Below are 23,791 nucleotides of genomic sequence, written 5' to 3'. Positions count from 1 at the left end.
GCAAGCGCAACCCTGCCAGCTGCATGGTGTCCGATTTCCGTAGAGTGGGCCGGGACGGTCCGGAAGGACCACCCGCAACATCGGACTGCGGCGCATCGGCCGGGCCTCTCGGTGCGAGCGTCGCCGGACCTTGGAGAGTGGCATCGTGGGCATGCGGCCCCCCACCGGCTTACCTTCGCTGTCCCGACGCAGCCGTGTGCTGCTGGTGGCGGCCATCGTGCTCGCGGCGCTGCTGCTGCTCGGGCCGCGGTTGACGGACGCCTACACGAATTGGCTGTGGTTCGGCGAGGTCGGCTTCCGCAACGTGTATCTCACGGTGCTGCGGACCCGGGTGCTGCTATTCCTCGTGGTGGCGGCCTTCGTCGGACTGGTGGTCTGGCTGGCGCTGCTGCTGGCCTACCGCTCCAGGCCGGTGTTCGTGCCGGTGGCGGGCCCGAACGATCCGATCGCGCGCTACCGCACCACCGTGATGAGCAGGCTGCGGCTGTTCGGCGTCGGCATCCCGGTGCTGCTCGGCCTGCTGTCGGGCCTGGTGGCGCAGTCGAACTGGGTGACGGTGCAGCTGTTCCTCAACGGCGGATCGTTCGGCGAGAAGGACCCGGAGTTCGGCCTCGACGTCGGCTTCTACGCCTTCGACCTGCCCTTCTACCGCATGGTGCTGAACTGGCTTTTCGTCGCGGTGGTCATCGCGTTCTTCGCCAGCCTGGTCACCCACTACGTCTTCGGCGGGCTGCGCCTGAGCGGCCGCGAGGGCACGCTCACCCGCCCGGCGCGCATCCAGCTCGCCCTGCTGGCCGGGTTGTTCGTCCTGCTCAAGGCCATCGCCTACTGGTTCGACCGGTACGAATTGCTCTCCAGCAGCCGCAAGGAACCCACCTTCACCGGCGGTTCGTACACCGACATCAACGCGGTGCTGCCCGCCAAGCTGATCCTGCTGTCCATCGCGGTGATCTGCGCGCTGGCGTTCTTCGCCGGCATCGTGCTGCGCGATCTGCGGGTGCCGGCGATGGCCGCCGCCCTGCTGGTGCTGTCCTCGATCCTGGTCGGCGCGGTGTGGCCGCTGGTGGTCGAGCAGTTCTCGGTGCGTCCGAACGCCGCGGACAAGGAGAGCGAGTACATCGAACGCAACATCGCCGCGACCAGGCAGGCGTTCGGCATCACCGACGACAGGATCGATTACAAGGACTACAAGGGCGAGAGCAGCAAGAGCCCGCTCGAGGTGCCGGTGGACGCCGCGACCATCGGCAACGCCAGGCTGCTGGACCCGAACATCCTCTCGCCCACCTTCACCCAGCTGCGCCAGCTGAAGAACTTCTACGGCTTCCCGGAGTCGCTGGACATCGACCGCTACAACCTCGACGGTGACGTGCAGGACTACATCGTCGCCGCTCGGGAGCTCTCGCCCGCGGCGTTGAGTGGCAACCAGACCGACTGGATCAACCGGCACACGGTGTACACCCACGGCAACGGCTTCGTCGCCGCGCCGGCCAACCGGGTGAACAAGCCGCCGTCGGACGATCCGAACGCCGCGGGTGGCAGCGGCGACGGCGGCTATCCGATCTTCATGGTGAGCGACCTGTTCACCCCCGCGGACAAGCAGCGGATCAAGGTGGACCAGCCGCGCGTCTACTTCGGCGAACTGATCTCGCAGGCCAACCCGGACTACGCGATCGTCGGCGCGATGGACGGTCAGCGTCCGCGTGAGTACGACTCCGACACCGCGCAGTACACCTACACCGGCAAGGGCGGCGTACCGATCGGCAACTGGTTCAATCGCCTGGCCTTCGCGGCCAAGTACGCCGAGCGCAACATCCTGTTCTCCTCGGCCATCGGCGACGACTCGAAGATCATCTTCAACCGCAGCCCGCGCGAGCGGGTGCAGAAGGTCGCGCCCTGGCTGACCACCGACGGCAACGCCTACCCCGCGGTGGTCGGCGGACGGATCGTCTGGATCGTGGACGCCTACACCACGCTGGACAACTACCCCTACGCGCAGACCACCTCGCTGGAGGGCGCGCTGGAGGACAGCATCGACAAGAAGACCGGGCGGCTGCTGCCCCGCAAGGCGGTCAGCTACATCCGCAACTCGGTCAAGGCGACGGTCGACGCGTACGACGGCAGCGTCACCCTCTACGAGGTCGACTCGTCGGATCCGGTGCTGAAGGCCTGGCGCGGGGTGTTCCCCGGCGCGGTGAAGCCGGAGAGCGAGATCTCGCCGGAACTGCGGGCGCACTTCCGCTATCCGGAGGATCTGTTCAAGGTTCAGCGCGAGATGCTGTCGAAGTATCACGTGGACGATCCGCGAGAGTTCTTCACCAACAACGCTTTCTGGTCGGTTCCCGCCGACCCGACCACCGAGGGCGGGACCACCGCCAACCAGCCGCCGTATTACGTGCTGCTGGGCGATCCGAAAACGAACAAGCCCACGTTCAATTTGACCAGCGCGATGACCGGCTACAACCGGCCCTATCTCGCGGCCTATATCTCGGTGCGTTCCGACCCGGACGGCTACGGTAAATTCACGATCCTTCGATTGCCAACGGACACACAGACATTGGGTCCGCAGCAGACACAGAACCGGATGACGACATCGCCGGAGGTGTCGCGGGAGAAAACGCTGCTGTCCAATTCGAACAAGATCAAATATGGCAATCTGCTGACCCTGCCGGTCGCCGACGGCGGCATTCTCTATGTGGAGCCGTTCTACAACGAGCGCAACACCGGCCCGAACACCGCGACCTTCCCGCAGTTGCTGCGGGTGCTGGTGAGCTATCGGGACGAGGCGGGCAACGTCAAGGTGGGCTACGCCTCGACCTCGGCGGACGCGCTGAACCAGGTGATCCCCGGCGCGGGCGCGCTGGCGACGCCGTTCGGCGGCGACTCGGGCACCAGGCCCAAGCCCGGCACCACTCCGGCGCCCGCCGAGCAGGGCAACAACGGGACGAGTAACGCCTCGACGCCGCCGCCCGCCTCGGCGCAGCCGCCGGCGACGGGCTCGTCCGCCGCAAAGGACGCCGCCGCGGCCGAACTCAACCGCAAGATCGAGAATGTGCGAAATGCGATGCGCAGCGGGAATTTCCAGGACTTCGGCCGGGCGCTGGACGAGCTGGAAGCCGCCGTCAAGGCCTACCAGGACGCCGGTCGCTGAGTAGCGCCGTTTCCACGGGCACAACGAAAGACGCCGCCATCATCGCGATGGCGGCGTCTTTCGTTCGGCGCGGAACGCGTCAGCGACCGAGGGAGTCGATCAGCGCGCTGTTCTGGCTCAGGATCTGCTCGACCTGACCCTTGAAGCCGTACTGCTCGGCCAGCTCGCTTGCGGCGGACTGGGCCTGCTCGACCAGGGACTGCGCGGCGCTCACGGCGGGCTGGGCGGGCTCGGGCACGGTGGGAAGTTCCTCGGCCCGGACCAGCGGCTCGGGCTCGGAGGTGCCGGGACGCAGGTACTTGCCGCACGTCGGCCACGCGCCGGGGCCCTGGGTGGCGAGCACGTTCTCCGCCACGCGGATCTGCTCTTCCTTGCTGGCGGTGTGGGCCGAGCCCCTGCCGCCGTTGGCGGCCCAGGTGCTCTGCGAGAACTGCAGGCCACCGTAGTAGCCGTTTCCGGTGTTGATCCCCCAGTTGCCACCGCTCTCGCACTGCGCGACGCCGTCCCAATCGTGGGTGGCCGCAGAGGCGGAAGCGGTGGAGAATGCGAACGGGACGGCAACAAGAGCGCCGGTGATGGCGGCGAAGCCGATGGCGCGGGTGCTGATCTTCCGGTTCTCGGTCATGGTCGTTTCCCTCCCTGCGCCCGCCGGCACGGCGATCGAAGCTTTTGCCGTGCCCCTGTCCCCAGGTCGTCGGGGATCCTCGAACCGCGGGACAGGGTCACCGGTGTTCGGCGGTTCGAGTTCGAGCCCGTCTCGGATGATCCGGGCCGTGGAGTGACGGTAACGAAGAATTCTCAGCAGATCACATCTTGATAACGCCGGAATTGCATGAAGCGAATAACCCGAATATCGGTGTTTTACCAGCTGGGAAACGCTGTCAACACGCTGAATCTTGGTGAAGTTATCGCATCGTTATGTGAGTGAGATCACCACGATATGGTGAAATAGGTCACGTTTGAAGTGGGTATTCAGTGGTGAATCTTGTGGGCGCGGTGCCGTGGCGGGGAATATCGCCGCCATCGGATTGCCGCAGGGCCTTTCCGGCTCGGAGATGGGGCCGCGGGGATGTCGCGTGGTCTGTTCAACTCCTCGAAACCGTCCCTGAGCTGGCGATTTGCAGACTTCGCGAACCCGTGTGTAATGTTGTGTTCACCGACGCGGGGTGGAGCAGCTCGGTAGCTCGCTGGGCTCATAACCCAGAGGTCGCAGGTTCAAATCCTGTCCCCGCTACTAGGAACGGCCCCGGAACACTGGTTCCGGGGCCGTTTTGCGTTTGATCTGGAAGTGCGTCGTCTTGTCTCGGCGGCGGCGGATCCGGTGTCGATGGCGGGGTGGTTGCGGCGGGTGTGCTCGGACGCGTCCCCTGCGTCGAACCCGAAGGGGGAACGCATGCCGTGAAGCCTCCGACGGGACGGCCGGCGAACAGGGCGGCATTGGTAGGCGAGATGGCGTACCTGTCCCGCGCCCTCGGTTGGGATGCCGAGCGCGCACGGCGCGATCCGCTGTGCTGAAGGATGTCCGCGCTGCCGTGGGTGGCGCCCGCTCCCCGCCGGAGAATTGGCCCCGCCGACCTCTTGACTAGCGGAAAATGTGGAGGAAACTGGTCATTACACCGGAACAACGGTCGGTGAGCGCACTGTCAGCTGAGACGTCGGCAGGCAGTGAAGACACCGATACGGGATCCGGCTAGGCCCCCGGCAAGCCAGTCGAAGACCGGAGCCGTCAGCGACGACTGAGGCTCACGGAACGACGAAGACTACCGGGGACTGATCTGTGTAGGGGGTCTTTCGCCTGGGTTTCCAGGCTCGCGAACTGGACCGGAGTGCTCGGCCGAATCGCCCACTCCAACGGAATGCTGATGGTTGACTAGCCGTGTGCCGGCTGTCTCGGCCGGACATCGGCAACCCGTATCAGGAGGCACCCGCAATGCCCACTCATGACGGAAGCTGGCCGCAGGGAACACCGTGCTGGGTCGACTGCCAGGTCGACGACCCGGCACGCGCCCGCGAGTTCTACGGCGAACTCTTCGGCTGGGACATTCAAGACAGCCCGCCCGAGGCGGGGGGTTATCTGATGGCGATGCGCAACGGCCGGGCGGCCGCGGGCATCGGGCCCAAGCCGGAAGGCATGCCGATGCCGTCGGTGTGGACCACCTACCTCGCCGCCGACAGCGCCGACGCCATCGCGGAGAAGGTGAACGCCGCGGGCGGCTCGCTGATGATGCAACCGTTCGACGTGCTCGATGTCGGCCGCATGGTCGTCGGCGCCGACCCCACCGGCGCGGTCTTCGGCATCTGGGAGGCCAAGGCCCACAGCGGCGCGGGGATCTACAACGAGCACGGCGCCTACTGCTGGAACGAGCTGCACACCAGCGACTACAAGCAGGCTCAGCAGTTCTACGCCGAGGTGTTCGGCTGGCACTACACCGAGATCGGCGACGGCGAGAACTTCGTCTACTCCACCTTCAGCCTGGCGCCCGACGGCGACGCCGTCGGCGGCATCAACGATTCGACGAAGATGCCGGGCGACAATCCGTCCTATTGGCTGGCCTGGTTCCAGGTCGGCGACACCGACGACGCGCTGGCCAAAGCGCGCGATCTGGGCGCCACCGTCATGACCGGGCCAGACGACAGCCCCTTCGGCCGCATGGGCATCGTCCAGGGGCCGCAGGGCGAGGTGTTCGGCGTCATCGATCCGACCAGGACCGTCGGGGAGCCGCCGACCGGCGCGTGAGTCGTCCGGCGGCGACACCCGAGCCGCCGCGCTCGGTTGTCGCCGCCGCGGCAATCGTGGTTTCGGCGGGGGTGTCGACGGGCTCCGCGGCTCGCGGCGAGAGAGCGTAGGGCGCGGTCGACACGACTCGTGCACGACGCTCGTGCCGACGGGTGCGGCGATTGGTCGAGGTCCGGGCGACGGCCGGTATACCCGGGTCAGTCGGAGCGCGCCGATCCCGGCGCCACCAGGCCGTGCTGATGGGCGTAGACCACGGCGTGGATGCGATCGCGGACGCCGAGTTTGGCGAGGATACGGGAGACGTGGGTCTTCACCGTCTCCTCGCCGACGCCGAGCTGCGCGGCGATCTCGGCATTGCTGCGCGCGTCGGCGAGCAGCAGCAGCACCTCGAGTTCGCGGGCGGTGAGCTGCTGGACCTCCGGCGGGGTGCGCGGCGGTGCGAGCGTGTTCGCGAAGCGGGAGACCAGGCGGCGGGTCATCGAGGGGTCGATCAGCGCGTCGCCGCGCGCCGCGATCCGGATGGCCGTGACCAGTTCTTCCGGCGGCAGGCTTTTCAGCAGGAACCCGCTCGCGCCCGCTTGCAGGGCGCGATACAGGTTGGCGTCGCTGTCGTAGGTGGTGAGCACAAGGACGTGGGTGCCCCCCGCGGCGACGATCGCGGCGGTGGCGGCGAGACCGTCCAGCTTCGGCATCCGCACGTCGAGGATCGCGACGTCCGGGCGCAGCAGGGCGGTCTCGCTGATCGCGGCGCGGCCGTCGCTCACCTCGGCGACGCAATCCAGGTCCGGCTGGCTGTCTACGACGGCGCGCAGGCCGGAGCGGAACACACTGTGGTCGTCGGCGATCAGGACGCGGATGGGCGGGTTCACGATCCTCCGATCGGCACCGACACGGTGGTCTGCCAGTGCGTGGCGTCGCGGCCGTAGTCCACTTCGCCGTCGAACAACTCCGCGCGGCGGCGGATGCCGTTGAGGCCGCGCGGCACCGAGGTGCCGGTGGTGACCGGTCCGGGAGCGAGGGGGTTGGTCGCGCGCAGCACGACCCGCTTCGGCAGGTACTCCACCTCCAGGCGCGCGTGCGTGCCGTCCCCGTGCCGCAGCGCGTTGGTCAGCATCTCCTGCACGATCCGGTACAGGGTGATGTTCAGCGAATCCGGCAGTTCCACCGCCTCGCCGCGCAGGTTCGTCTCGACGTCCAACCCGGCGGCGCGGACGTGCTCGATCAACCCGTCGATGTCGGCGAGGCCGGGCTGGCGCTGCCCCTCGTCCTCGCGGCCGTGCAGCAGGTCGAGCTGGCGGCGCAGATCCACCATCGCGGCCCTGCTGCTGGACTCCACCGCGGACAGCGATCGGGCGGCGGCCGCGTTCGCCGTGCCGCCGAGCGCCAGCCGCGCCGCACCGGCGTGGATGCCGATCGCGCTGACGTGATGGGAGATCACATCGTGCAGGTCGCGGGCGATGGCCGCCCGTTCCTCGGTGACCGCGCGCTCCACGGCCGTCCGGTGCTCCTGCTGCCGCAAGCGCGCCCGCTGCTCCAGATCGGCGATGTAGGAGCCGCGCGCCGCCGTATAGCGGCCGACCAGCCAGGGCACGCAACCGGCGGAGACGGTCGTGGCGAGCAACAACCTCCAGTCGTGCGCCGCGGCGCTGTCGGTGAACAGGTGCGCCCCGGCGACTCCCGCGCACAGCAGCAACATGGTGAACACGGAAGTCGGCCCGGCCAGCCATGCTCCCGCGCGGTATCCGGCCACCAGGAACCCGACGTCGGCGAATCGCACCGGGAATCCGTGCCGGTACAGCAGCAGCGCGGCCAGCAGGCGCACCAGCACCTGCACGACCGCGACCACGCCCGCCGTGCGTGGCGGCGCGGCCAAGGCGAGATCGGCGGCGACGATCGCGATGATGGCGGCGACCGTCTGCCACGGCGCCACCGCGAACACGCCGCACAGGCCGAGCACCACCGCGTCGATGGCGGCGGCCACCACGGCGACGACCACCGACTGACGCGCCAGCGACCTGCTCACGTCCAACAGTTCGTCACCGCCTCCGTCTGGTTCCGGTGCCCGTCCTGAGGGTGATCCTAATGATCGGAACCTCCCCGGAAGACGACGCACGGTCGACAACTCTGCCGGTGCGCCTGCGCGCCCGCGTCCCCCGCGCGAGGGACGCGAAGTCCCTCGGCGGCGCGATGTTTTCCCAGGCACGAGCCCGTAGCGTCGGAGGCCGACGGCAGACGACGAAGGAGTACCCATGGGCCGTGTGGAGTTCGAGTTGCTGACCTATGCCATACCAGCATTCGCGGTGCTCATGCTGGTCGAGTGGATCGCCTACCGGCGTGATCCCGACCGATCCGGCAACGGCGGTTCGGCCCGCGACACCGCCTCCAACGTGGCGACGTTCACGTTGGGCCGGTTGACCAAGCCGCTGATGCAGTACGTGGTGCCGTTCTCGGCGGTGGTCGTCGCCGCGGCGGTCACGCCGCTGCACCTGTCGCCGCGATCGTGGTGGGTCTGGGTGCTCGGCCTGATCGTGACGGATCTGTGCTACTACTGGGCCCACCGCGCCGATCACCGGGTGCGGCTGATGTGGACCGCGCACAACGTGCACCACTCCAGCGAGCACTTCAACCTCTCCACCGCCATCCGCCTCTCCTGGCTGCATCCGGTCCCCAACATCCTGCGCGGCCTGGCGTGGGTGCCCGCCGCGCTGCTCGGCTTCCCGGCCTGGATGATCTTCCTGCTGCAAGGCATCGGGCTGCTCTACCAGTTCCCCATTCACACCCAGCGGGTGAAGACGCTGCCGCGCCCGATCGAGTTCCTGTTCAACACCCCCTCGCACCACCGTGTGCACCACGGCTCCAACAAGCCCTACATCGACAAGAACTACGGCGGCATCCTCATCATCTGGGACCGCATGTTCGGCAGCTTCGCCGCCGAGTCCGAACCGGTTCGCTACGGCCTGACCAAGAACATCGGCACCGACAATCCGCTGAAGGTCAACTACCACGAACTCGCGGCGCTGATCCGCGACGTGCGCGGCGCGAGCACCTGGCGCGGGCGGCTCGGGTACATCTTCGGCCCGCCCGGCTGGACCGAGCACCCCGCGCCGCCCGCCGCGGTGGCGGAGCCGTCGCCCGAGGAGCGCGTCACAGCCGTGCAGCTCGCGTCCTGATCGACCGCTGTGGAGCCGGGCGGTGCGAGCCGTCCGGCTCCGGCATGCCGAGCGCGTGCCGCAGGTGACCTCAGCCCGGATCAGGCGGGATCGAGGTAGAACCGCAGACTCGCGATGCCGTCGCCGCCCTGAGCGAACTCCACGACCGCCACTCCGGATACCGCGCCGAGCCGCACACTCGCCGTGACGGTACGCCCGGCCGCGATCACCTTGCTCCAGCGCATGTTGCGAGCTCGATTCGTGAATTCCTCCACCGACACCGGTGTGCCCGCGGGCAGTTCGATGTCGGCCCGCTGCCCGAGCAGCTCGCGCACACGGCTCAGGTCGGTGCTCGCCGCGGCGGCGAAAAGCCTTGTCGTAGCCCGCTTTCCGCGACCACCCACGCCGCCGAGCGCCCGCAGCATGCCCAGTGCTCCGCCGACGCCCTGATTGACGACCAGTTGCGGCCCGAGCTTCACCGCGGCGGCGATGCCGGGTAGCCCGGTGCGCAGCAGCTGCCGGATCATGCCCGCCAGCTCCCAGTGCGCGGCCAGGTAGGCGATCTTCCAGACGCCGTCCTGCTCGACGAGCCGGTAGCGCAAATGCATCGGGACGAAGACGGTGGCGCCGGTCGACATCGTGGTGACGATGGTCAGGTCGCGCACCACCATCGGCGGATGGACCAGGTCGCGGTCTACCCGGAACGCGATGGTGTTCGGCCCGATGAAGGTGTCGTAGAAGCGTTCGATGGCGGCGCGGCCGATGTGCGGGCGGGAGCCCACCGGGTCGTTGACCTCCGCGTCCGGGGCGAACAGGCCGACCCACGCGGACTTGTCGTGCGCCGCGACCGCTCGTGGCGACGCTTCGACGGCCGTCAGCAGCGCTGCGCCCGAATGATCCAGCGGCATGGCGGAACCTCCGTCGACGTGATCAGGTCTGGACCAATGGTAGAACAAGTTCTAATTCCGGCGTCTCGATGGCGAGAAACGATGCGGGAACGCTGCATCGAGTCGGGTGCGGACTACAGTCGGGACATGGGTATCGAGTACGCGAGCGTCATCGATCTACCCCGCTCCGAGGTGTTCGCCTGGCACGCGCGCCCCGGCGCTCTCACTCGCCTTGCCCCGCCATGGCAACCGGTGTCGCCGCGCGCGGAAGCGGACTCGCTCTGCGACGGGCAGGCGGTGCTCGGACTGCCCGGCGGGCTGCGCTGGGTGGCGCGGCACGACTCCCGCGAGTACGACCCGCCACGCCGGTTCGTCGACGCGGTGACCGTCGACGGCATCGGGTCGCTGCCCGCCGGACTGCTCCCGTGGCGGCACACCCACGATTTCGAGGTCGTCGACGAGACGCGCACCCGGGTGGTGGACCGGGTGGACGCGCCGGTGCCCGCCGCGGTGCTGCGGCCCATGTTCGCCTACCGCCACCGTCAGCTCGCCGACGATCTCGCGGCGCACGCGCGGGCGGCGCGGGAAGGTTTCGTGTCCAAGACCATCGCGGTGACCGGAGCGTCCGGCACGGTCGGTTCGGCGCTGGCCGCGTTCCTGTCCACCGGAGGGCACCGCGTGCTGCGGCTGGTCCGGCACCCGCCCCGCGCCGGGAACGAAAGGCGCTGGGACACGGCCGATCCCGCGCCGGACCTGCTCGACGGGGTGGACGCGGTGGTGCATCTGGCCGGAGCCTCCATCGCCGGCCGGTTCACCGAGGGGCACAAGCGTGCCGTCGCCGACAGCCGGATCGGCCCAACCCGCGGCCTCGCCGAGGTAGCGGCCGCGGCGGGGGTGCCGGTGTTCGTGAGTGCCTCCGCGATCGGCTACTACGGCGCCGACCGGGGCGACGAGGCGCTGACCGAGCAGTCGGCGCGCGGTGCGGGCTTCCTCGCCGGCGTGGTCGACGGGTGGGAGGCGGCGACGGCGTCGGCGGCGGAAGCGGGGGTGCGGGTGGTGCGTGTGCGTACCGGGATCGTGCAGTCCCCGCGTGGGGGCACGCTGCGGTTGTTGCGGCCGTTGTTCGCGGCCGGGCTCGGCGGGCGCATCGGTAGCGGTCGGCAGTGGCTGTCGTGGATCGGGATCGATGACCTGATCGACGTCTACCATCGGGCGCTCTGGGACACCGGATTGTCGGGGGCGGTCAATGCCGTTGCGCCGCAACCTGTCCGGAACGCGGAATACGCCGAGATCCTCGCGGGCGTGCTGCGCAGGCCCGCGCTGTTCCCGGTTCCAGGTTTCGGTCCGGCGCTGTTGCTGGGCCGGGAGGGCAACCGGGAGGTGGCGTCCGCCTGTCAGCGCGTCGTGCCCGCGCGGCTGACCGCAGCCGGTCACCGGTTCCGTACCCCTTCCTTGGAACCGGCGTTGCGGCATCTGCTCGGCAGGACTGCGGACTGACCACGGCGATGATCAGGGGTGGAAGCCGGATGCGCTGGACGAAGGGGCGCTCTGGATTCGGCCGGGCGTAGCCGGACAGCCGGCGGAAACTATCGGCGGGATTCGGCTGTGTCCGCGTGAGTTGCTGGGGCATGGGCCATCGAGCCGACTTGCGACGACGATGTCGCAGCGAGACGTCCGGCGGTCGTTCGGCCCGGCGTCATCCGTCGGACGCGCGCACAGCGAGCAGATCCGCGGCGTCGAGGAGACTGTCGACGCGTTCCACGCCGTCCGGGAGGAAGACCGCCTCCCATCCGGGGCCGCCGACCAGGACGCGTGCGCCCGCGCCGAGGCAGGCGCGCACCGCGGAGGTCAGCGCGGTGGACTCCTGCTGCGACCACAGCAGCACGGCGGCGGGGCGGTCGAATCGGGCCAGGGTGTCGGCGAGCGCGGCGGCGGGCACGTCGGCGCCGAGCATCCGCGCCCCCACACCGCGTTCGGCGAGGGCGGCGCGCAGCACCTCCAGCGGAAGCGAATGCGTTTCTCCGCTGGTGCAGGCGAGCACCACCGGCGTAGTCCCGGCGGGCGCCGACGGCGGATTCGTCCGCTGCAGCACCGAGATCACGCACCAGGACAGCAAGTGCTCCACATCGATGCAGCCCTCACCGCTGAGCTGGCGCTCGACGATGTCGGCGAAAGCGGGACGGCACAACAGATTCCAGGTGTCCACCACGCCGAACGCGCGGACGTGCGCTTCGATCCGGTCGGATACCGCGGTGGTGTCCAACGCGAAGGCCGCCTCCAGCAGCGCTTCGCGGCGGCCGAGAGCGGGTGCGGGCCCGCGCACCGCGGCGGCCGCTCCCGCCGGGCTCGCGCCCGTGCGGATCAGCGTGAGCATCCGCTCGAGCATGGCGATGTCGGCCTCGGTGTACAAGCGGTGTTTCCCCGGGCGATGCTGCGGCGGGCCGATGTCGTAGCGGCGGTTCCAGCTGCGCAGCGTCGCGGTCGGGATGCCGAGACGTTCGGCGACCGCGCGCACCGTGTATCCGGCCGCGTCGGACACGGGGACGGGACCGGCGGGCATCGCCCCATTCTGCCCGCCGCCGACGAGATCCGTTCCACCCGGCCGGTCGGTGGGCCCGGGCGGCGGCGTCACGTCACCCTCGCTCGCGCGGCGAGCCGTTGCGCGCGAATGCGCGGCGGCCACCGCGGTTCACGGCAGTGGAGTGCGGCGGCGTCCCCGGTGCGACGGCATCCGAGCATCGCAGCGACTAGGACCGGCGACTCTCGGTGGAGAACGGTCCTCGCGCCGACGCGGCGCCGCCGGAGAACGGTGGATGGCCGACGGGGTGGCTGCGGTGCGCCGAGGTTGTCGGCCTGCGGCGTGGCGCAGCGGCGCGGGCGTCCGAGCCCGGCCGTGCCCGCGAGACGGGGCGCTGCTGTCGGCGTCATCGTTCCTCCAGAAGGACTGGATGCATCAATTATGCATCGTTTATGCTAGTGTGGTCAGCGTCGCCGATTACGAGGAGTCAGCGTGCACCGTCGCAACCTGCTGCGTACGTCGACCCGCCTGCTCGTCGGGGTGGTGTCGGCGCTGTCCGTCACGGCGCTGGCCGCGGGCGGCGCCTCCGGTGAACCGGGCGCGGTCGCCGGGCCCGCGCCGGTGCCGCGCCTGGAACTGGACCGGTACCTGGGCACGTGGCGTCAGCTCGCCGCCGTCCCGCAGTACTTCAATCTCGCCTGCGCGCGCGACACGCAGGCGAACTACGCGCTCGATCCGCAGGGCAACATCGCGGTGCGCAACACCTGCACCACGTGGTCGAACACGCGGAACGAGATCACCGGCACCGCGGTGGTCAACGACCGGGAGACCGGGGCGCAATTGCACGTCAGCTTCCCCGGCGTGCCGACCCAGGACCGCCTGGACGGGCCGACCAACTACATCGTCACCGCGCTCGGCCCGGACTATTCGTGGGCGGTGGTCACCGACCCGAGCCGGACATCCGGATTCGTTCTCGCGCGCGCCGCGTCGCTCGACGCGGACGCATGGCAGCAGGTGCGCGCCGCGATCGTCGCGGCAGGACAGAACCCGTGCCTGTATCTGACCTCCCCGACCACGGGCGGTGAGTCGCGCATCGTCCCGCTCTGCGCGAGCTGATCCGGCGTGCTCGGCGCTCGCGAGGGACGCGTCGCAGACGGTAGGGCTGAGCCGCCCGATGCCGCCGCGGCGCGGCCCTCACGGGCGCCGAGCACGTTCCGGCGAAAGGACTTGCTGATGACCATCCGGGCCGTGCTGCGGAAGCGTGCGCGATGACCGTCACGATCGCGTTGTTCACCCGCGATCTACGGGTGCGGGACAATCCCGTGCTGACCGCCGCGCACCGGGCGGGCGCCGCGGTGGTGCCGCTGTTCGTCCTCGACGACGCCATCCTCTCCGGCCGCTTCGCCGCGCCGAACCGCGCCCGGTTCCTCGCCGCCGCCCTCGCCGAACTGGACGACGAATTGCGCGCCGTCGGCGGCGCCCTGGTCCTGCGCCGCGGCGACGTGGCCGCCGAGGTCGATCGCCTGGTGGCGCAGGTGCGCGCCGAGAGCGTGCACGTCGCCGCCGACGTCAGCGGTTACAGCCGCAGGCGCGAACGCGCGCTGCGTGAGCTTCTCTCCCGCCGCGGCTGCCTGCTGCACACCCATCCCGCCACCGTCACCGTCGCCGATCCGGCGACCCTGCTGCCCGCCACCGGGCGCGATCACTTCGCGGTCTTCGGCCCGTATTTCCGGCGCTGGTCCGACGCGCCGCGGCGCGAGCCGCTCGGTAGGCCGCGCCGCCTCACGGTGCCGCCGGTGGCCGGCCTGCCGCTGCCGGACGCGGCCGAACTGTGCGCGGGCCCGACGTCGCCTCGACTGGCCGTGGGCGGTGAGACGACGGGCCGCAAGATCGTGCGGGACTGGCTGTCCGGGCCGGTCGAGCACTACGCGCGCGACAACGACGACCTCGCCGCCGACGCCACCTCGCGGCTGTCGCCGTATCTGCATTTCGGTTGCGTGTCGCCGGTGGAGCTGGCGCACCGGGTCGACATGGCCACCGAGGGCGGGCACGCGTTCGCCCGGCAGCTGGCCTGGCGCGACTTCCACCATCAGTTGCTGGCCGCTCGCCCGTCCGCGGCCTGGTCGGACTATCGCCCCCGCTCGATCCGCTGGCGCGACGACCAGCAGGCCGTCGACGCCTGGCGGGAGGGACACACCGGGCACCCGGTCGTGGACGCGGGGATGCGGCAGCTGCGCGCGGAGGGCTGGATGCACAACCGGGCCCGCCTGATCACGGCCAGCTTCCTGACCAAGTCGCTGCGGATCGACTGGCGAGTGGGCGCGCAGCACTTCCTGCGCTGGCTGGTGGACGGCGATCTGGCGAACAATCAGCTCAACTGGCAGTGGGTCGCGGGCACGGGCACCGACACCAGGCCGAACCGGGTGCTCAATCCGCTGCGCCAGGCGCAGCGCTACGACCCGGACGGCGCGTACGTCCGGCGCTGGATCCCCGAGCTGGCGCATCTGCCCGGGGCGCGCGTCCACCGGCCGTGGCGCGAACAGGTCGATCCGGCGGACTATCCGGCGCCGATCATCGACGTCGCCGGGATGTGACGGCCCCGGATCACCTTCGCGGCGCGCTCGGTCGCCGCACGGCGTCGGCGACCGACTCGAAGGCTCGCACCACGTTCTCCAGTTCGTCGCCCATGTCGCGCATCCCGGCCACCGCCGCCGGATCGTCGGTGTCGAAGTACCACCGTGCGAACAAGCGGCGGAACGCGTCGTCGGCATCGCGGGCGAGTCGCAGGATCTCGGCGCGGTAGCGTTGCGCGCCAACGGAATCCAACGGCGCCGCGAACGATCGGGCCGTGCTCCGGCCGCAATCCTCGACGATGCCGATGAGCTCGGCGAGTTCGTCCGCGAGCGCTGTCACACTGTGCCGGTGTGTCAGCTCGGCTGTCGTCCCGAGATGGACGACCACGGCGCGCAGAGCGCGGGTGAGATCGCAGTCCGGCTCGCACGTGTCGTCCTCGGCGAGTGCCGCGAGCCCGGCGTAAACGGCGGCGTGATCGGCGGGAACGAGATGGAGCATGCCGAGGATCGCCGTGGCTTGCCCGACCGTGCTCGCCGCATGCCGAGCGCAGTCGTGCGAGGGTTTCCGGGCCAACGGTTGCGAGGACGTCACAGGTGCTCCTGACGGTGGATCGAAAGGCGTGCGCGCGGCGATGATCGGCCCCACGGTCGCGGCAGGCGCCGCGACACAGATGATTCGAAGAGCACGGCCGCGCGGATCAACCCTCCTGGACCACACGTGTGGCGGCGTGAGCTTGGCGAATACCGTTCGCGCGGGTTTGAATTGAGATGTCGAGGATTTGCCGCATCGGAGGAAAGGGGCCTGTCATGGGCACCGTCGAAATCGCGATCACCATCGGCCGCATCGTGGACACTCTGCAGAAGGCGCTGATTCTGCTCATTCTCTGAGCGACCCGTGCTTCCCGGGCTCGCCGGCGGAGGTTGCCCGGGAATTACGGAGCTTCGCCGGATCGTCCTCCCGATCGATCAGCCGCCGTAGCCCGACCGGTGGAAGTCCCATGCGTCGGCGACGATGTCGGCGAGGTCGGGACGCTGTGGCTTCCACCCGAGCCGGGCGCCCGCCTTGCCGCTCGCGGCCACGCAGACGGCCGGGTCACCCGGCCTGCGCGGGCCGTAGTGCACCGGGAAATCGCGCCCGGTGACTTCGCGCACGGTGTCGAGCACCTGCCGGTTGGAGTACCCGCTGCCGTTGCCGAGGTTGTACACCTCGTACTCGCCGGGGCGGATGGCCTCCAGCGCCAGCAGATGCGCGGCGGCCAGATCGGCCACGTGCACGTAGTCACGGATGCAGGTGCCGTCCGGCGTCGGGTAGTCGGTCCCGTAGAGAGTGAACGAATCACGTTGTCCCGCAGCGGTTTGCAGCAGGATCGGGATCAGGTGCGATTCCGGCTCGTGCCGCTCGCCCAGCCGCGCGTCCCCGGTGACGACGGCGCCGGAGGCGTTGAAGTAACGCAGCGACGCCGCGCCGAGCTCGCTCGCGCCGCATTCGCCCGCGATCATCATGTCCACCGTCGCCTTGGTCGCCGCGTAGGGATTGGCCGGACGCACTTCGGCGTTCTCGTCGAAAGGTGTGCTGCCGTCGCCGGTGTACATCGACCCGGTGCTGGAGAAGATCAGGCGCGGGGTGCCGGCGGAGCGAACGGCGCGCAACAGCGCGAGCGAGCCTTCGATGTTGTTCCACCAGTACTTCTCGGGGTTGGCGACCGATTCGGCGACTTCGATCTTGGCGGCGAAGTGCAGCACGCCGTCGAAGCCTGCCGCCGGGGTGAGCACGTCGGCGACGCGGTGGATCGACAGCTCGTGGAACGTCGCGCGCGGCGGGAGGTTCGACGCGAAGCCGGTGGACAGGTCGTCGAGTATCTCCACTTCATGGCCTGCTTCGACGAGCTGGTGCGCGACGACGCTGCCGATGTAGCCGGCGCCGCCGGTGACGAGAAGTTTCACGGGTGTCCTCTCCTTGGATGGCTGGCCGAAGACCTCAGGGTAGGCCGTGGCGAGCGCGCCGACGGCCGGGTCGGTGTTCGGATTCATCATCGCGTCCGGATCCGCCCCGGCGGCTCTGCCGAGCCTGTGCGTTGGCTCGAGATACCGGCCCCGGTTGTCAGCTACTTCTCAGCGCACTACCGGGATCTCTCGAGATCCCGCGCCGAGGATCGTTCTCACGGTCGAAGTCCGGCCGGCGGCCCGAGGGGCCCGGACCTAGGAGAACGAGTATGAAGGCGTTGAAGTCCAAGGTGGCGAAGGCCGCGGCGGTCGGAGGCATCGCTCTGGCGGCGGTCGGCGTCGGCGCGGGCGTCGCGAGCGCGGATCCCGGTCACGACGACCGTGACCGCGGCCGCGGCCCGGTTCCCGAACAGCACCACCAGGACCCGCAGCCGAGCCCGCACGGATTCTGGTTCTTCAACCAGTGGATCCCGCTGCCCTGAGTCCGTCGACTCGCCGCCGATCAGGTCGATTACCTCGCGGGTAATCGACCTGATCGGCGTTGTGGGCCAGGCTCGGGACCATGGTGACGAACAGCATGCGGCAACACCGCTCGGCGCTGGCCGGTGCGCTGCGCGGCCTTGCGCTCGGACGGGTCGCGCTCGGCTCGGCCGCGCTCGTGGCTCCGCGGACGCTGAGCAGGGCGCTGGGCGTGCGGCCGACGCCCGAACTCGACTACATGACCCGGATCTTCGGCGCGCGGGCGATCGCGCTCGGCCTCGGATATCTGACCGCGCCCGCCGAGGAGCTGCCGCGCTGGCAGCGCCTGGCGTTGCTGGTGGACATCCTCGACACGACGCACGGCGGGGTGCGCCTCGTGCGCGGCGACGTCCCCCGGCCCACCGCGGTCGCGCTGGTCGCTCTGACCGGCGGGTACATGCTGGTCGGCGCGACCAGGCTGGCAAGGGACCTCGTGTGAATGTCTTTGGCACACTGTTGCGATGGCGACCGTTGTGGCATTCCACGCGCACCCCGACGACGAGACGCTGCTGACCGGGGGGACGCTGGCCGAGCTGTCCGCCGCCGGGCACCGCACCGTCATCGTGGTGGCCACCGACGGCCACATGGCCGATCTGGACGGCCGGAAGGCGCTGCGGCTCGATGAGCTGGAGGCCAGCGCCGCCGCCCTCGGCGTGCACCGAGTGGCCCACCTCGGCTACGCCGACAGCGGGCACGGCGCGGTGCTGTACGCCGACCCGCCGGACCGGACGCGTTTCGCCCGCGCCGACCCCGAGGACGCGGCGCGGCGGCTGGCCGCGATCCTGCGCGAGGAGAACGCGGAGATCCTGCTCAGCTACGACGCCAACGGCGGGTACGGGCATCGCGACCACGTCCGCGTGCACCAGGTGGGCAAGCGCGCGGCCGAACTGGCCGGGGTGGCGCGGGTTCTGGACGCCACACTGCCCCGCGATGGCTACACCCGCCTCGTCCGTTCACTGACACGGCTGGGCTTTCCTTTCCGCTACGACTCATCGGTTCTGGACTCGCTCTACAGTCCGCGTGCGGCGATCACCCATCGCATCGACGTCTCCGCCCACGCCGCCCGCCGCAAGACCGCCCTGGCCGCCCACCGGTCGGTCATCGAGGGCTCCAGCCGCTTCGCGGCCATCGCCAAGGTGCTGCTGCGCATGCCGACCTCGGTGCTGGCCCGGGTCATGCGGTGGGAGTGGTACGCCGAAGAAGGCGCTACCCCTACCTCCGGCCCTCCCCTCGACGACATCTTCCGGCCCGCCTCCCGCTGAGCGGTTCGCGTGCGGAGGTTCGTGACGAGCCGACCCGTGTGCCGAGACCACCCGCGACCCACCTCGCTACGCGCGCGGTGCCGAGGGGTCGGTGATCCAGGCCGATTCGACTACATCGCAGGTCGCGATGCGATCGCGGTCGCCGATCCGAGCCGTACGATCGTCGGCGGGTCCCGGTGGGCCGGGTCGTTCTGCGGCGGGCCTGCGCGTTCCTGTGGTGGACCGGCTCCTTCCGCGGTGGACCCGGGCGGACCGGCGCCTTTCTGCGGTGGACCTGCGCGTTCCGGTGGTACCGATGGACCACGCCGGCTGGCCTGTGGGCCGACAGGGAAGCCGACCGGTCCTCGACGGCGACACCTGGCGAGCACGGGCTCGGCGGCGGGCTTCGGCGCGGAAGCTCGCCTACCGCGCCGGCACCGCGCCGGCGGTGTCGACGGGCTCCCGAGGCAGCACCACGGTGAAGGTCGCCCCGCATCCCGGTTCGCTGTCGACCGACACCCGTCCGCCGTGGGCGGTCACCAAGGCTTGGACGATGGACAGGCCGAGGCCGGTGCCGCCGCTGGCGCGGGTGCGTGAGGCGTCGGCGCGGTAGAAGCGTTCGAACACCCGGGCCGCGGCGTCGGGGGACAGGCCGGGGCCCGCATCGATCACGTCGATGCGGACGCGATCGGGCGCTGGGGTGAGCCGCACCGTGATCGGTGTTTCCCGCGGAGTGTGGGTGAGTGCGTTGCCGATCAGGTTGTTCAGTACTTGGCGCAGGCGGGCCTCGTCGCCGACGACGTCCATGGTCCCCTCGCCGTCGCCGAGCGCCAGCGTGATCGGACGATCCGGCGCGTCGGGGGAGGGTTTCTGGCGGGCGGCGATGGCCCTGGCGTTGTGCACGGCGTCACCGGCGAGCGCGAGCAGGTCGACGGGTTTGCGCTCCAGCGGCCGTTTCTCGTCCAGCCGCGCCAGCAACAGCAGGTCTTCGACCAGCAGTCCCATTCGCTCGGCCTCGGCCTCGATCCGGCCGACCACCATCCCCGCGTCGCTGCTCGCGCCCTGGCGGTACAGCTCGGCGAAACCGCGGATCGTGGTCAGCGGCGTGCGCAGTTCGTGGCTGGCGTCCGCGACGAAGCGGCGCATCCGCGCCTCCGATCGGCGGGCCGCCTCCTCCGAGGCCTCGGTCGCGGCCACGCCGTGCTGGATCTGCGCCAGCATCTCGTTCAACGACCGCGCCAGATGATCGACCTCGGTGTCGACGCCGCGCACCGGCACGCGCCGGTGCAGGTCGCCGCCCGCGATGGCCGCCGCTGTCTGCTCCACCTCGCGCAGCGGCCGCAGGCTGCGCCGGATGACCAGGTAGCCGACGGCGCCGAGGGCCAGCAGCGCCGCGGCTCCCGTGCCGATCTCGAAGAAGATCAGCCGCGAGACCGTCTCCTGGTTGTCGGTCAGCGGCAGGCCGATGGTGGTGGAACCGTACTGGTTGGTGGTGGTCAGGACACGCCAGCGCACCGAGGAACCGTCGGCGGAATCCACCGTCCGCGGCGTGCGGGTGTTCGCGCCGTCGAGTTCAGGGGCGCCCGCGGCGTTGTTGGCGCCCGGTAGCTCTTGGTACACCTGCCCGTCGGCTCCCGTGCGCAGTTCGAAGAAGCGGCGCGGCTGCTCGCCCGCCGACCTCGGCTGCACCGGCACGGCCGGGAGGTCGGCCGGAATCCATTGAGTGCGACCGTCGTTCGTGGTGACCTGCCGCATCGGGCGCGGCTGCGCCCAGGACCGCGCCGCGTCGTAGAGCTGCTCGTCGGTGCGCTGGGTGAGCGACCGGCTCAGCGCCGAGGTCACCGCCGCGCCCGAGGCGAACAACGCCGCCGCCGTCAGCAGCAGCAGCACGATCACCAGCCCGATTCGCAGCGGAACCGCCGAGACCCGCCGCGCGAGTTCCTCCCGTGCGCTCACGTCCGGCTCGCCTGGGGTTCACGCAGCACGTAGCCCACCCCGCGCAGCGTGTGCAGCAGCTTCGGTTCGGTGGTGTCGATCTTGCGCCGCAGGTAGGACACGTACGACTCGACCACACCCGCGTCGCCGCCGAAGTCGTAGCGCCAGACGTGGTCGAGGATCTTCGGCTTGCTCAGCACCTTGCCCGCGTTGACCATGAAGTACCGCAGCAGCGTGAACTCGGTCGGCGACAGCGACACCGGCGCGCCCGCCTTCCACACCTCGTGGCTGTCGTCGTCGAGCACCAGGTCGCCGACCGCGATCCGGTTGGCGCTCTCCTGGACGGACTGTATTCCGCTGCGGCGCAAGATGACTCGCAGACGCGCGATGACCTCCTCCAGGCTGAACGGCTTGGTCACGTAGTCGTCCGCGCCGAGGGTGAGGCCGGTGAGCTTGTCGTCGACGTCGTCGCGTGCGGTCAGGAACAGCACGGGGGCGCTCACCCCGTCGGCGCGCAGCCGCCGCAGCATCCCGAACCCGTCCATGCCCGGCATCATCACGTCGAGGATGAGCGCGTCCGGCCGGAAGGTGCGCACCCGGTCCAGCGCCTGCGTGCCGCTGAGCGCGGTGGCCACCTCGAAGCCCTGGAACCGCAGGCTCACGGCGAGCAGTTCGATGATCATCGGTTCGTCGTCCACGATGAGGACGCGGGCTTCGGGTTCGGTGCCGGTCATGCACCCATGGTTGCGCCGCAAGCGCTGAGCAACCTGCGAGCAAGCTGGACGTTTCCTGTGAACGGGGATCACCGCAGACGTGCGTGGGCAACGCCCGGCTGGCCTTGCCGGGCGGTCGTGGACAGTGATGCCGCGCGGCCCTCGAACCCGCGGAACGCGATATCGCCGCGTCGTGGGACGCGGCGATATCGCGGACCGGAATCGTCAGCTGGTCGGTGCGGTCAGGTCGTAGACCGTGACGCCGCCGACTGTCTTCGCGGTGTAGTGCGCCTTCACCCACTCGGTGATCTGGTCCGCGGCCGACTTCTCGCCACTGGAGCCGGGCCGCATGCCCTGCCCCTGCGCGATGAAGTAGTGCACCTCGCCGTTCGCCACGTACTGCTGGAACTGGGCCAGCGTCGGCGCGTCGTCGCCACCGCTGAAGCCGCCGATCGCGATCACCGACGTGCCGGTGCGCAGTTCCAGGCTGGAGGCGGTGCCCGAGCCGATGCTCGCCGCCGACCACCGGTTGTCGGTGTCGGCCAGCAGGGCGTCCAACTCGGCGTTGTCGGCGCTGCCACCAGGTCCGCCGCCGCCGGGACCGCTCGCGGGAGCCCCATCGCCGGTCGGCAGGCCGCCGTCGGCGAGAGCCGCGTCGCCGGTCGGCTGGCCGGTGGGGGCCGCGTCGCCGGTTGCTTGGCCGGTGCCGGTGGGGGCCGCGTCGCCGGTTGCTTGGCCGGTGCCGGCCGAGTCTCCGGTCGGCCGACCGGTCCCGGACGCTCCGTCTGCGGCCTGGGCGCGGCCGTCGTCGGCTCCCGCGCCCCGGCCGGGTGCACCAGGCCCGCCCATCGACCCCGTCTGCGCGGGTCCGGAGGTGGGGATGCCGCCGCTGTGCGCGTGCGTGACCGTCTCGATCGCGTAGGCCGTCGATCCGGCGAATCCGGCGAGCAACGCCGTGGCCGCGATCACGACGGCGATCCGGCGCGACCGGTGCGCGCCGAGCAGCAGCGCCACCGCGGCGATCGCCGTCACGGCCACCACCGTCCAGCGCAGCCACGGCAGCCAGTCCGGCGTGCGGTTCAGCAGTACGAAGGCCCAGGCGCCGGTGACCGCCGACAGCAGGGCCAAGGTGATCCTGGCCGCCACGTGTCCGCGCCGCCACCACAGCTGCGTCACCGCGATCGCGGCGACACCGGCGACGCCGGGCGCGAGAGCCACCGTGTAGTACGGGTGGATGATGCCGCTCATGTAGCTGAAGACCAAGCCGGTGCCGACCAGCCAGCCGCCCCACAGGATCATCGCCGCCCGCAGCCGATCGGTGCGCGGTGCGCGGCCGCTCAGCCAGAGCCCGGCGACCAAGCCGATCAGCGCGACCGGAAGCAGCCAGGAGATCTCGGTCGCCATGGTGCCGCTGAACAGCCGGGCCAGTCCGGTCTCGCCGCCGAACGCCCCGCCCATGCCGCCACCGCCCGGGCCGCCCGAGCCGCCGCCGCTCGGATTGCCGCTGCCGCCGAGCAACCGGCCCATGCCGTTGTAACCGAGCGCCAGTTCCCACAGGCTGTTATCGGTCGATCCGCCGATGTACGGGCGCGAATCAGCGGGCCACAACTCGACCAGCAGCACGTACCAGCCGCCCGCGACCACCATGGCCGCGCACGCGGTGATCAATTTGCCGACGCGCGACCAGAATCCGCCCGCTCCCGCGACCAGGAACACCAAGCCCAGCGCCGGCAGCACCAGGAACGCTTGCATCATCTTGGTCAGGAACGCGAACCCGATGGCGGCACCGGCCAGCGCGAGCCAGCCGGTACTCGCCGAACGCCAGCGCGGGGCGTCCGAGTCGATCGCCCGCACCGTGCAGTAGGCCGCCGCGATCAGCAGCAGGGTCAGCAGCGCGTCCGGGTTGTCGAAGCGGAACATCAACGCGGCGACCGGCGTCGCCGCCAACGCCGCACCCGCGAGCAGGCCCGCGCCGGGCCCACTCCACCGCCGCACCGCGGCATACAGCAGCGCCACCGAGCCCACGCCCATCAACGCCTGCGGCGCCAGCAGCGACCACGAGCCGAACCCGAGCAGCCGCCCCGACAGCCCCATCACCCACAGCGCCGCGGGCGGCTTGTCCACCGTGATCGCGTTGCCCGCGTCGTGCGCGCCGAACAGCAGCGCCTTCCAGCTCTGCGTGCCCGCCTGCGCCGCCGCGGCGTAATACTCGTTCGCCCAACCGGACACCGTCAGATTCCACAGATATAGCACCGCGGTCGCGACGAGCAGCGCGAGCAGCGCCGGGCGCGCCCACCGCGGTTGCGTCGCGGGCCCGAAGAACACGCGATCCGCCCAGGACCGTCCGGCCGGGGCGCGATGGGCGCCGACGAGTCGCTCGTCGGCCTCGACGCCCGGCGGGACGCTCGTGATCAGCGCCATGATTTC

The 23,791-nt window shown here is 70.3% G+C and carries 19 protein-coding genes and 1 tRNA gene; 10 read left to right on the top strand and 10 right to left on the bottom strand.

Annotation, left to right across the window (positions count from 1 at the left end):
• The first annotated feature begins 145 nt into the window (after positions 1 to 145).
• The gene (locus U3653_RS29455) at positions 146 to 3,148 is read left to right on the top strand and encodes a UPF0182 family protein (protein ID WP_195081922.1); all 3,003 of its coding nucleotides are present in this window, start codon (positions 146 to 148) and stop codon (positions 3,146 to 3,148) included.
• A gap of 79 nt (positions 3,149 to 3,227) precedes the next feature.
• On the opposite strand, the gene U3653_RS29450 is transcribed toward U3653_RS29455, so the two are convergent.
• Positions 3,228 to 3,773 carry a transglycosylase family protein gene (locus tag U3653_RS29450; RefSeq protein ID WP_195081921.1) on the bottom strand — a complete coding sequence of 182 codons (546 nt, stop codon included), beginning with the start codon at positions 3,771 to 3,773 and terminating at the stop codon, positions 3,228 to 3,230.
• Between the two features lie 535 nt (positions 3,774 to 4,308).
• On the opposite strand from U3653_RS29450, the gene U3653_RS29445 reads away from it, so the two are divergent.
• Both U3653_RS29445 and U3653_RS29440 read left to right on the top strand, forming a co-directional pair.
• Positions 4,309 to 4,382 (top strand) — tRNA-Met (locus U3653_RS29445).
• 696 nt (positions 4,383 to 5,078) lie between these two features.
• Positions 5,079 to 5,885: a VOC family protein gene (locus tag U3653_RS29440; RefSeq protein WP_195081920.1), complete on the top strand. Its 807-nt coding sequence runs from the start codon at positions 5,079 to 5,081 to the stop codon at positions 5,883 to 5,885.
• A 197-nt stretch (positions 5,886 to 6,082) separates the two neighbouring features.
• Here the strand turns inward: U3653_RS29440 and U3653_RS29435 are convergent, their stop codons facing one another.
• Both U3653_RS29435 and U3653_RS29430 read right to left on the bottom strand, forming a co-directional pair.
• Positions 6,083 to 6,754: a response regulator gene (locus U3653_RS29435; RefSeq protein ID WP_195081919.1), complete on the bottom strand. Its 672-nt coding sequence runs from the start codon at positions 6,752 to 6,754 to the stop codon at positions 6,083 to 6,085.
• Positions 6,751 to 7,908 carry a sensor histidine kinase gene (locus tag U3653_RS29430; RefSeq protein ID WP_323124393.1) on the bottom strand — a complete coding sequence of 386 codons (1,158 nt, stop codon included), beginning with the start codon at positions 7,906 to 7,908 and terminating at the stop codon, positions 6,751 to 6,753. Before U3653_RS29430 ends, U3653_RS29435 begins: the two co-directional genes overlap by 4 nt.
• 226 nt (positions 7,909 to 8,134) lie before the next feature.
• Here U3653_RS29430 and U3653_RS29425 point away from each other — a divergent pair, with 226 nt between their 5' ends.
• Positions 8,135 to 9,055: a sterol desaturase family protein gene (locus U3653_RS29425; protein WP_195081917.1), complete on the top strand. Its 921-nt coding sequence runs from the start codon at positions 8,135 to 8,137 to the stop codon at positions 9,053 to 9,055.
• Between the two features lie 80 nt (positions 9,056 to 9,135).
• Here the strand turns inward: U3653_RS29425 and U3653_RS29420 are convergent, their stop codons facing one another.
• Positions 9,136 to 9,942, bottom strand: coding sequence for a nuclear transport factor 2 family protein (locus U3653_RS29420; protein WP_195081916.1), 807 nt, complete (start codon positions 9,940 to 9,942; stop codon positions 9,136 to 9,138).
• A gap of 126 nt (positions 9,943 to 10,068) precedes the next feature.
• Between U3653_RS29420 and U3653_RS29415 the strand changes: the two genes are divergently transcribed.
• Complete coding sequence (locus tag U3653_RS29415) at positions 10,069 to 11,418, top strand: TIGR01777 family oxidoreductase (protein WP_195081915.1); 1,350 nt, start codon at positions 10,069 to 10,071, stop codon at positions 11,416 to 11,418.
• A 199-nt stretch (positions 11,419 to 11,617) separates the two neighbouring features.
• Here U3653_RS29415 and U3653_RS29410 read toward each other — a convergent pair whose 3' ends face one another.
• Positions 11,618 to 12,481 carry a MerR family transcriptional regulator gene (locus tag U3653_RS29410; protein WP_195081914.1) on the bottom strand — a complete coding sequence of 288 codons (864 nt, stop codon included), beginning with the start codon at positions 12,479 to 12,481 and terminating at the stop codon, positions 11,618 to 11,620.
• A gap of 450 nt (positions 12,482 to 12,931) precedes the next feature.
• Between U3653_RS29410 and U3653_RS29405 the strand changes: the two genes are divergently transcribed.
• Together U3653_RS29405 and U3653_RS29400 are read left to right on the top strand one after the other, a co-directional pair.
• Entirely contained in the window at positions 12,932 to 13,555 is a 624-nt protein-coding gene (locus U3653_RS29405) for a lipocalin family protein (protein WP_323124394.1), read from the top strand.
• Between the two features lie 152 nt (positions 13,556 to 13,707).
• The gene (locus tag U3653_RS29400) at positions 13,708 to 15,033 is read left to right on the top strand and encodes a cryptochrome/photolyase family protein (RefSeq protein WP_195081913.1); all 1,326 of its coding nucleotides are present in this window, start codon (positions 13,708 to 13,710) and stop codon (positions 15,031 to 15,033) included.
• A 10-nt stretch (positions 15,034 to 15,043) separates the two neighbouring features.
• Here the strand turns inward: U3653_RS29400 and U3653_RS29395 are convergent, their stop codons facing one another.
• Complete coding sequence (locus U3653_RS29395; protein ID WP_195081912.1) at positions 15,044 to 15,604, bottom strand: hypothetical protein; 561 nt, start codon at positions 15,602 to 15,604, stop codon at positions 15,044 to 15,046.
• 374 nt (positions 15,605 to 15,978) lie between these two features.
• On the bottom strand, positions 15,979 to 16,956 hold the full coding sequence (gene galE / locus U3653_RS29390) for a UDP-glucose 4-epimerase GalE (RefSeq protein ID WP_195082132.1): 978 nt from the start codon (positions 16,954 to 16,956) through the stop codon (positions 15,979 to 15,981).
• Between the two features lie 278 nt (positions 16,957 to 17,234).
• On the opposite strand from galE, the gene U3653_RS29385 reads away from it, so the two are divergent.
• The 3 genes from U3653_RS29385 to U3653_RS29375 all read left to right on the top strand — a co-directional run bounded on the left by U3653_RS29385 (position 17,235) and on the right by U3653_RS29375 (position 18,737).
• A complete protein-coding gene (locus U3653_RS29385; protein WP_195082131.1) occupies positions 17,235 to 17,438 on the top strand; it encodes a hypothetical protein in 204 nt (67 codons plus the stop codon).
• An 80-nt stretch (positions 17,439 to 17,518) separates the two neighbouring features.
• Positions 17,519 to 17,914, top strand: a complete 396-nt coding sequence (locus tag U3653_RS29380) for a hypothetical protein (RefSeq protein ID WP_323124395.1) — start codon at positions 17,519 to 17,521, stop codon at positions 17,912 to 17,914.
• 22 nt (positions 17,915 to 17,936) lie between these two features.
• On the top strand, positions 17,937 to 18,737 hold the full coding sequence (locus U3653_RS29375; protein ID WP_195081911.1) for a PIG-L deacetylase family protein: 801 nt from the start codon (positions 17,937 to 17,939) through the stop codon (positions 18,735 to 18,737).
• 402 nt (positions 18,738 to 19,139) lie between these two features.
• Here U3653_RS29375 and U3653_RS29370 read toward each other — a convergent pair whose 3' ends face one another.
• The 3 genes from U3653_RS29370 to U3653_RS29360 all read right to left on the bottom strand — a co-directional run bounded on the left by U3653_RS29370 (position 19,140) and on the right by U3653_RS29360 (position 23,785).
• Entirely contained in the window at positions 19,140 to 20,672 is a 1,533-nt protein-coding gene (locus U3653_RS29370; RefSeq protein WP_195081910.1) for a sensor histidine kinase, read from the bottom strand.
• Positions 20,669 to 21,385 carry a response regulator transcription factor gene (locus U3653_RS29365; protein ID WP_195081909.1) on the bottom strand — a complete coding sequence of 239 codons (717 nt, stop codon included), beginning with the start codon at positions 21,383 to 21,385 and terminating at the stop codon, positions 20,669 to 20,671. Before U3653_RS29365 ends, U3653_RS29370 begins: the two co-directional genes overlap by 4 nt.
• A gap of 204 nt (positions 21,386 to 21,589) precedes the next feature.
• Positions 21,590 to 23,785: an ArnT family glycosyltransferase gene (locus tag U3653_RS29360; protein WP_195081908.1), complete on the bottom strand. Its 2,196-nt coding sequence runs from the start codon at positions 23,783 to 23,785 to the stop codon at positions 21,590 to 21,592.
• Between the last annotated feature and the right edge of the window lie 6 nt (positions 23,786 to 23,791).

This window comes from Nocardia implantans (assembly GCF_035544775.1).
In the GTDB taxonomy this organism is placed as follows: domain Bacteria; phylum Actinomycetota; class Actinomycetes; order Mycobacteriales; family Mycobacteriaceae; genus Nocardia; species Nocardia implantans.
This window is presented reverse-complemented; position numbering and strand designations above follow the sequence as displayed.